This is a genomic window from Kribbella sp. NPDC050820, assembly GCF_040653975.1.
Lineage (GTDB): Bacteria > Actinomycetota > Actinomycetes > Propionibacteriales > Kribbellaceae > Kribbella.
The window spans coordinates 1-7,665 of sequence record NZ_JBFAHB010000142.1; the positions used below are offsets into that span (position 1 = coordinate 1).

Genomic DNA, 7,665 nt, shown 5'->3' on the forward strand with positions numbered 1-7,665 from the left:
CTCGGATTCCGCAACCTCACCAACTACATCGCCAGATCCCTACTCGAAACCGGCGGCTTCAGACCCCAACTACACCCTCAATCGTGAAGAGCCGGTAAACATCCCGAACAGACCGACCAGGACCAGCGGCCAGAGCACATCCGGACGGCTCACTACGTAGCGCAGTCAGGCGCGGAGCTGCCCGCGCGCGGCCGGCGCTCGCGGGAGCGCATGCAGCTCGTTGGCGCGAATCCGGGTCAGCGCGGCCAGGGGTGCTGTGTAGCAGACCGCGGTGATGAGGAACGTCCAGCCCGGACCGACCGCGCTGATCAACAGGCCTCCGACCGCGGGACCGGCCAGTCCGGCCAGTTGGGTCACTGAGGAGGTGATGCTGATCGCGTTGCGCAGCTGGGCGCGTCCGACCAGCTCACTGACGAACGCCTGCTGGGCTGGATAGCACAGGGCGGTGACGACGCCGCATACGGCTGCGATCACTTGCACCTGCCAGGTCTGCACCACGCCTGCGAGCGTGAGGCCGGCGAGGAGGGCAGTCAGCGAGGCCCACCCGGCATAGTTGACCAGTACGATCCGGCGCTTCGGGTAGCGATCGGCTAGCACCCCGCCAGCCATCCCCAGCAGCAGCGTCGGCAGGTACACCAGCGCGGCCGTCAGCCCCATTGCTGCGGGGCTGCCGGTGAGGCTGAGGACCAGCCAGTTCAGCGCTGTGCTCTGCATCCACCAGCCGGTGTTGGACAGCAACTGGCCAGCTGCCATCAAGCGGAAGTTACGAGTACGCAGCGAGCCGAACGTAGTACGGCGTCGCACGGTCGGGGCGTCGGGTCGAGAGGAGGTGTCCTCTTTGGCCTCGGCAGTCACAGGCAATCCACATCATCGTTGGGTATCGGTGCATTTAAGCCTGACGGAGGCACAGTCATTCTGAAATAGAATTGATTAGATTAGTGTAATTTCAATCCGCGATAACTGAAGTCACGGTTTTGGCCAGAGCCAGTCCCGGCCAGTCTCGCTGGCCGGCGTTTCCGGGTAGCTCGTGTTGGTGCCTTGATCGGATGTCCTTGCGATGATCGCGGTGATCAACGCCTCGACGGCATCACTCGGGTTACGCTGCCGGGTGAGCAGAACGAGGTCGATGTCGCCGAGGTCGGGCAGGCCTGTGCCGGCGGGGAGTTCGATGAGGTCGTCTGGTACCAGGCTGCGCGCGAAGATCGCGAGGCCCAGGGCCCGCGCGGGCGGCCGCGGTAGCGCCGAGCACGCTCCTCACCGTGCAGCGGACCCGATACGGCAAGCCGGCCTGCGCTAGCACCTGCACGCCGAGTGAGCGGGTGATGCTTGGCGCCTGGTAGACGATCAGCGGGACGGGCCGGTCGCGTCCGAGCTGGGCACCGGCAACACCCGCCCACACAAGTCGGTCACGGCGCACGAGGCGGCCGCCCTGCTGGCCGGGTGCCTGCTTGACGAAGGCAACGTCAAGGTGCCCCGACTCGACGCGGCGTTGCAGCACCTCGCTTTGCGAAACGGTGAGCTCGAGGTCGACTCGCGGGTACTGCTGACGGAAGTCCCACAGGATCCGCGGGACGGGGGTCAGCGCGAGATCGTCGGTGACCCCGAACCGCAGCCGCCCGCTCAGTCCGGAGCCGGTGAAGTAGCTGACCGCCTCCTCGTGCGCGGTCAGTATCGACCGAGCGAAGACCGGCCATCGCCTCACCGTCGGCGGTCAGCGTCACCGAGCGGGTATCACGCACGAACAACGCCCGGCCGACCGCCTGCTCCAGCCTTCGCACCTGCTGGCTCACCGTCGACTGCGCGACACCCAACGAAGCACCGGCCCGGGTGAAGCTCAGCGACTGCGCCACCGCCAGGAACGTCTGCAGCAACTCTGGCTCATACATCTGGACCGTCCACACGAACAGCCTTCAACGTGAATTCGGCGGGGTCAGCTTGACCAGACGCCCGCCGATGAGCCATTCGGTCACGTAGATACTGCCACCGGCATCTACCGCGACTCCGTGCGGCGTGTTGAAGGTTCCGGCGCGCAACTGTGGCCGGCGCGCCTTCCCATGCTCGGCCTCGTTGGGCCAGCCCGGTCGGTTCTGCGCCGCCGGTTCATGATGACCGAGAAAGGCCCTCGGTTTGTTGTCGGGTCCAAGTATCGTGATGCGCGAGTTCAGCTCAGTTACCAGCAGGTTGTCTCCGTAGCCTGCGAAGCCACTCGGGCTGACCAGGAAATCCTCACCAAAGGAGCGCACAAACCTGCCCTCCAGATCGAAGACCTGGATCCGCTTGTTGCGTCTGTCAGCGACGAGCAGTTCGGGCGTTGCATCGCGTCTGTCGATGTAGACGGCGTGCGGGTGAGTGAATCGGCCGGCCCCCGTGGTGCCGTCGATCGTCATCAGGTAGGTGCCAGCGTTGTCGAAGCGGTGCACCACCATCTGGCCGTAGCCGTCGGCCACCCAGATGTCCCCGCCGCCGCCGAACTGCTCCTCGTCCACGGCGACCGCTGTTGGACAGTAGTCGCCGGCGGCGTACACAGGTAGCGCGGGCATCTTCAGCCGAAACACCTCGGTGCCGTCGAGCCGGAACTGGGCGACGCTTCCCCGCAGCGGCTTGACGTCGGGCTCATAGGTTCCGTCATCTCGGCGTCGCCTCTTCGAGCCGTTGTCCGAGATCCACAGCAGCTCCTCGTCCCCCTCGCGTACCAAGACCATCCCATGGCCCTCGACCAGGTCGACGTCAAAGGTCCGCACCAGGCTGCCATCACGACCGAGCACCAGGACTCGCGGCAGCTTCTCGTCGAAGGTGACCACTTCGCCCGCGGACGTAACCACGACGCCATGGTGTGCCCACCCATCGGTGTGACCACTGTGATGCTCGCCCTCGAACCATCGGTCGTCAAAGTCGAAGACGAAGTCGCCTTCACCGACCTGCGACAGCGTCATATAGAAACTCCTCTAAATCGAAGACGAACGTCGAGCGCAGCCAACAGCTCCGAGCCGGAGCGCCGTCGCGCCGCCGGCAGCTAGTAGGCCTGTCGTTCCGTGGCACAGTCGGTCGTGGAAGTCGACGACCGGCCCGCATGGCTCAGACCTCGACGTCGCCAGTCAGCCTTCGAGCAGGTCCACGCAGGCGGCCTTGTCGACCAGCGTCTCGCAGCCTTCCTGGTCCAGCGGCCCGTCCGCGATCGCGACGTCGTAGCGCAGTGTGAACGACGTGCCAGCGGCGAGCGGGTACTCCTCGCTGAAGAACGGGGCCGGGCATACCACTGCGTAAACGCCGGTTCGGACGAACCACTCGGTGGGGTGGCAGAAGTTGTCCGTGTGGTCCCGGAAGATCAGCGTGGAGGCCACGCCCTGGCCGTCGTGGCGGCCGACGAAGCCCATCCACGGTCCCCGGGTGCCCATCAACTCGTCGCCACCGGCGCCCTCTGGCGTGATGACCAGGCCGTTGGAGAAGGATCGGGGGCCACGCCAGAACAGGCCGCTGTATCCGGCGTTCTCCCGCCCTTCCGTGGTCGGGCTGCCGAAGGCGATGGTGTCGCCGCTGACGTTCTCCATGGTGCTCTCGAACGTCAACTGCCAGGCGCCGAGCTCGGGGAACGCCGTAACACCGACGCGCCGCCTCTCGGCGACGTACTTCTCGCCACCCTGGGTGATCCAGAGCAGCTCCTCGTCGAACCGCAGCACACCGTCACGCAGCGCCAGGATCTCAAAGCCCTGGTGCCGCATGGCGCCGTTATTGTCGAACTGCTTGTAGCCCTCGTCGCGGACGTAGGTCACCCCACCCCAGAAGTTCTCCGTGCCCACGTTGGACAGGGAGAACGAGATTCCCTTGTGCCACACGTGGTCGTGGGGACGGTAGACGCTGACCAGGTCGCCACCGAGCGTGCGTAGCGGGTGGAAGTACGGCTTGGGCGACTCGAATTGGGGCTCCCACGGCGCGTAGACGTAGCGGAAGAGCTCGTTGCCCTTCCAGGTCGCCCGGACCGAGCGGCCGTCCTCGTGCAGCAGTTCCAGCCCATCCGCCACAGGCTCGGCGCCGCCGGTACCCGCTAGACGGCTCAAAGGGTTTGCCATCGTTGATCTCCTTACAGGGTTAGTGGGTGACGGTCGCGCACGTAGCTGTGGCCACCGAAGAAGTTCTCCGAGCCCACGTTGGTGAGGCCCAGAACAGCCCTGTGTGCCACAGGTGGTCGTGCGGCCGGTAGAGGCTCACCATGTCGACATTGAGCTGGCGCAGCGGGTGGAAGTACGGCTTGGGCGACTCCATCGGCGGGTCCCACGGCTGGTAGACGTCGCGGAACAGTTCGGTGCCGTTCCACTCCGCCCGCAGGGAGCAGCCTTCCTCGCGGGTGATCGTCAGCCCACCGGGCGGGGCCTCGCCGCCGGGCACCAGCGCGTCGTCGCGCCTGGACGCAGTCATGCTTTCCGTCTCCTCTGCTCCGATGCGGAACACGGTCCGCGTCACCAGCGCGGGCCGTCGCCTTCCATGCGCTGGTAGAACGGCGAGTCCGGACCGAGGTCCTCGGGGCGGATCGGGCGGCGCTGGAAGGCCGACGCGTAGGTGGCGGCGACCAGTTCCAGGGTGCGCCGGCTCTCGCTGGAGGTCACCGGCGGCGGAGTGCCTTCGCGGACTGCCTTGAGGACTTCGGGGAACTGGGCGACGAAGCCGCTACGGGTGCCGTGCGGGCCGGCCTCCCAGGCGGGGAGGACCTTGTCCTCGTATCCCTTGGCCGGGGTGATCGTCCAGTTCCCGTCGCCATAGCCGTACAGGTGGGAGACCTCGACGGTGGCGTACTCGAAGTCGAAGCGAAGGTAGCTCTCCTCGCGGGGGGAGAGAATGCTGTTGACCATGCTGGCGATGGCACCGTTGGCGAAGGCAACGGTGCCCATGGTGACGTCCTCGGTGTCCGTCGTGCGTGCCTGCTGGCGGGCGATGGCCGACACCTCGGTCCACCGACCCATGATGGCCGAGAGCAGGTCGATCTGGTGGATGCCGTGGCCCATGGTGGGGCCACCGCCCTCGGTGTCCCACCGGCCGCGCCACACCACGTCGAAGTAGGCCTGGTCACGGAACCACAGGGTGTTGCAGATCGCCACGAGAGGCCGTCCGAGCACGCCCTCGGCCATCAGCTCCTGCAGCCGCAGCGCGCCGGAGCCGAAGCGGTGCTGGAAGATGGTGGCGAGCCAGGCGCTGCTCTCCTTCTCGGCCTCGACGAGGGTGTCGAACTCGGCCAGCGTCAGGGTGGGCGGCTTCTCGACGACCACGTTGACGCCCGCCCGCAGGCACTTCAGTGCCACCTCGGCGTGGGCTCCCGGCGGGGTGCACACGTGCACGAGCTGAGGCTGATCCTTCTCGAGGAGATCCGCAACGTTGTCGTAACCATTCCGGAGGCCGTACTGCTCGCAGAACGCAGAGAGACGGTCGTCATCAATGTCGACGGCGCCCACGAGCTCCACTTCTTCTTCCCCCAACGACTGCAATGACTGAACGTGGCTTCGGGCGATGTTTCCGGTACCCACGATCGCAACGCGGATTGCCACTACTCACCTCTCACGATATCGCGCTTGGTAACGCATTCCAGATGCTACTTATCCTTCAATTCTCGCGGGTCAGTAGCCATTTCGAAATGGAATTGATTAAATTACTCTCATTTCAATCCGCAATAACAGGCCGCCACTCCGCAGAAATCCGACCAGGAGCCCGCTGCCTCGCGTTGTCCATCGCAGTCCGGAAGCGGCCGATCCGGTGCTTGCTCATGCTGATGGCGTTCAAACTCACGCGCGCCGCCGCAACCTGAGCGGCCCGCAACTCGTCACGACATGTTCGCCCGGGGCAGCGGGATTGGACGGCCCGTCTCGGCAGACTCGTAGATCGACAGCACCACAGACAGCGTCGTTATGGCGTCGGCAACGGTGATGGCCGGTGCCCGCCCGGTCCGCACCGCTTCGACGAAATCGGCGTACTGCAGGCTGTGAGCATCTGAAGGCGCGGCGGGGCCGGAGCCTGCGGTCATGCCGTTTTGGTCGGGCAGTAGCTCTGACGCGTGGTTGCTGTCCGCGCCCGCGCCGTACGCTGGTGCCTCCTCCGCGTCGAGATTGTCGGCTGCGGCGTGGAAGTACGCGAGCTTGGCGCCGTCGATCACCGCCGAGCCGCGGCTGCCGTGCACCTGAAGCCGCGCGGTTAGCCCGGGGTAGGCCGCCGTGGTGCCATGGACTACGCCGAGTGCCCCGTTCTCGAACCGCATGATCGCAACGGCGGTGTCCTCGACCTCGAGACCGGTGTGGGCCAGGCAGGCCGCGTACGCCATCACCTCGACAGGGCAGCCCAGCATCCAGACCAGCAGGTCGATGGTGTGGATGCTTTGGTTTATCAACGCGCCACCGCCATCTCCCTTCTTGGTGCCGCGCCAAGCGCCGGAGTCGTAGTACAACTGGCTGCGCCACCACGACACAGTGGCGACCCCGGACGTCGGGACGCCGAGCTTGCCGGACTGGACGGCATCGTGCACGAGACGGCTGGACGGGTCGTAGCGGTGCTGGCTGATCACGGTGACAATGCCGGTCGATTGCTCCTCGGCCTTGGCGAGTGCGGCCGCGGCCTCGAGTGTGATGTCGATCGGCTTCTCGACGACGACGTGCTTGCCCGCGTCAAGAGCGGCGATCGCGTGTTGGGCGTGGTCGCCGCTCGGCGAGCAGATCGCGACCGCGTCCACGTCGTCTCGCTTTAGGGCGTCCGTCAGCCCAGTGACTGGCATGGCGTCATAGCGGGTCGCCAACTGCTGGGCAGCCTGTTCGGTCACGTCGATGGCGACGGTGACCTCTGCGCTGTCCAGGCCGTCGATGACCGAGGCGTGGTGCTGGCCTATCGCGCCGCACCCGAGGACAGCGAATCGCAGCGGTGGGGTGGCGGTGGTGCCATTCGTAGTGGCCGTCATGTTGGGTTCCAGCCTTCGATGGAGGTGGCGCGGCGGGTGCCGGGGCCTGAGTAGATGGCGGACGGGCGGATCAGCCGGCCGGCGCGCTTCTGCTCCAGCACGTGCGCGCTCCAGCCCGCGGTCCGGGCGCAGGTGAACATGGACGTGAACATCGGCGGCGGGACCTCGGCGAAGTCCAGCACGATCGCTGCCCAGAACTCCACGTTCGTCTCCAGCACCCGGTCCGGGCGGCGTTCGCGCAGCTCGGTGAGTGCGGCCTGCTCCAGCGCCTCGGCCACCTCGTAGCGCGGTGCGTCGAGCTCTCGCGCCGTACGACGAAGCACGCGAGCCCGCGGGTCCTCCGCCCGGTACACGCGGTGCCCGAAGCCCATCAGCCGCTCACCCGCGTCCAGCAGACTCTTGACGTAGGCACGCGCGTCACCGCTGCGCTCGACACCCTCGATCATCGTCAGCACCCGCGCCGGCGCTCCACCGTGCAGCGGTCCGGACATGGCGCCGACAGCACCGGACAGAGCCGCAGCGACGTCGGCGCCGGTGGAGGCGATCACGCGGGCGGTGAACGTGGAGGCGTTCATGCCGTGCTCGGCGGCTGAGGTCCAGTACGCGTCTACCGCTTTCACGTGCTTCGGGTCGGGTTCGCCGCGCCAGCGGATCATGAACCGCTCGGTGATCGTCTTCGCCTTGTCCACCTCGCGTTGCGGCACCATCGGTTGCCCGATGCCACGAGCCGCCTGGGC

9 protein-coding genes are annotated in these 7,665 nt (G+C 66.5%); all 9 read right to left on the bottom strand.

Annotated elements, in window-relative coordinates; translation table 11 throughout:
* Positions 1-165: 165 nt before the first annotated feature.
* Positions 166-855, bottom strand: a complete 690-nt coding sequence (locus tag AB0H36_RS47405; RefSeq protein ID WP_360538776.1) for an MFS transporter — start codon at positions 853-855, stop codon at positions 166-168.
* A 241-nt stretch (positions 856-1,096) separates the two neighbouring features.
* Positions 1,097-1,582, bottom strand: coding sequence for a LysR substrate-binding domain-containing protein (locus AB0H36_RS47410; RefSeq protein WP_360538800.1), 486 nt, complete (start codon positions 1,580-1,582; stop codon positions 1,097-1,099).
* Entirely contained in the window at positions 1,464-1,886 is a 423-nt protein-coding gene (locus AB0H36_RS47415) for a LysR family transcriptional regulator (protein ID WP_360538779.1), read from the bottom strand. Before AB0H36_RS47415 ends, AB0H36_RS47410 begins: the two co-directional genes overlap by 119 nt.
* A gap of 24 nt (positions 1,887-1,910) precedes the next feature.
* Complete coding sequence (locus AB0H36_RS47420) at positions 1,911-2,933, bottom strand: hypothetical protein (RefSeq protein ID WP_360538782.1); 1,023 nt, start codon at positions 2,931-2,933, stop codon at positions 1,911-1,913.
* A 162-nt stretch (positions 2,934-3,095) separates the two neighbouring features.
* Positions 3,096-4,067: a PmoA family protein gene (locus tag AB0H36_RS47425; RefSeq protein ID WP_360538785.1), complete on the bottom strand. Its 972-nt coding sequence runs from the start codon at positions 4,065-4,067 to the stop codon at positions 3,096-3,098.
* A 19-nt stretch (positions 4,068-4,086) separates the two neighbouring features.
* Positions 4,087-4,413, bottom strand: a complete 327-nt coding sequence (locus AB0H36_RS47430; protein WP_360538788.1) for a DUF6807 family protein — start codon at positions 4,411-4,413, stop codon at positions 4,087-4,089.
* 41 nt (positions 4,414-4,454) lie between these two features.
* On the bottom strand, positions 4,455-5,534 hold the full coding sequence (locus AB0H36_RS47435) for a Gfo/Idh/MocA family oxidoreductase (RefSeq protein ID WP_360538791.1): 1,080 nt from the start codon (positions 5,532-5,534) through the stop codon (positions 4,455-4,457).
* A gap of 272 nt (positions 5,535-5,806) precedes the next feature.
* The gene (locus tag AB0H36_RS47440) at positions 5,807-6,928 is read right to left on the bottom strand and encodes a Gfo/Idh/MocA family oxidoreductase (RefSeq protein ID WP_360538794.1); all 1,122 of its coding nucleotides are present in this window, start codon (positions 6,926-6,928) and stop codon (positions 5,807-5,809) included.
* Positions 6,925-7,665, bottom strand: a 741-nt coding sequence (locus AB0H36_RS47445) for a citrate synthase 2 (protein WP_360538797.1), incomplete at its 5' end; no start/stop codon positions are given. The genes AB0H36_RS47440 and AB0H36_RS47445, both read right to left, overlap by 4 nt.

Coding starts and splice junctions, on each gene's coding strand:
- AB0H36_RS47415 (WP_360538779.1), bottom strand. CDS start 1,886: ATGTATGAGCCAGAGTTGCTGCAGACGTTCCTGGCGGTGGCGCAGTCG.
- AB0H36_RS47420 (WP_360538782.1), bottom strand. CDS start 2,933: ATGACGCTGTCGCAGGTCGGTGAAGGCGACTTCGTCTTCGACTTTGAC.
- AB0H36_RS47440 (WP_360538794.1), bottom strand. CDS start 6,928: ATGACGGCCACTACGAATGGCACCACCGCCACCCCACCGCTGCGATTC.
- AB0H36_RS47425 (WP_360538785.1), bottom strand. CDS start 4,067: ATGGCAAACCCTTTGAGCCGTCTAGCGGGTACCGGCGGCGCCGAGCCT.
- AB0H36_RS47430 (WP_360538788.1), bottom strand. CDS start 4,413: ATGACTGCGTCCAGGCGCGACGACGCGCTGGTGCCCGGCGGCGAGGCC.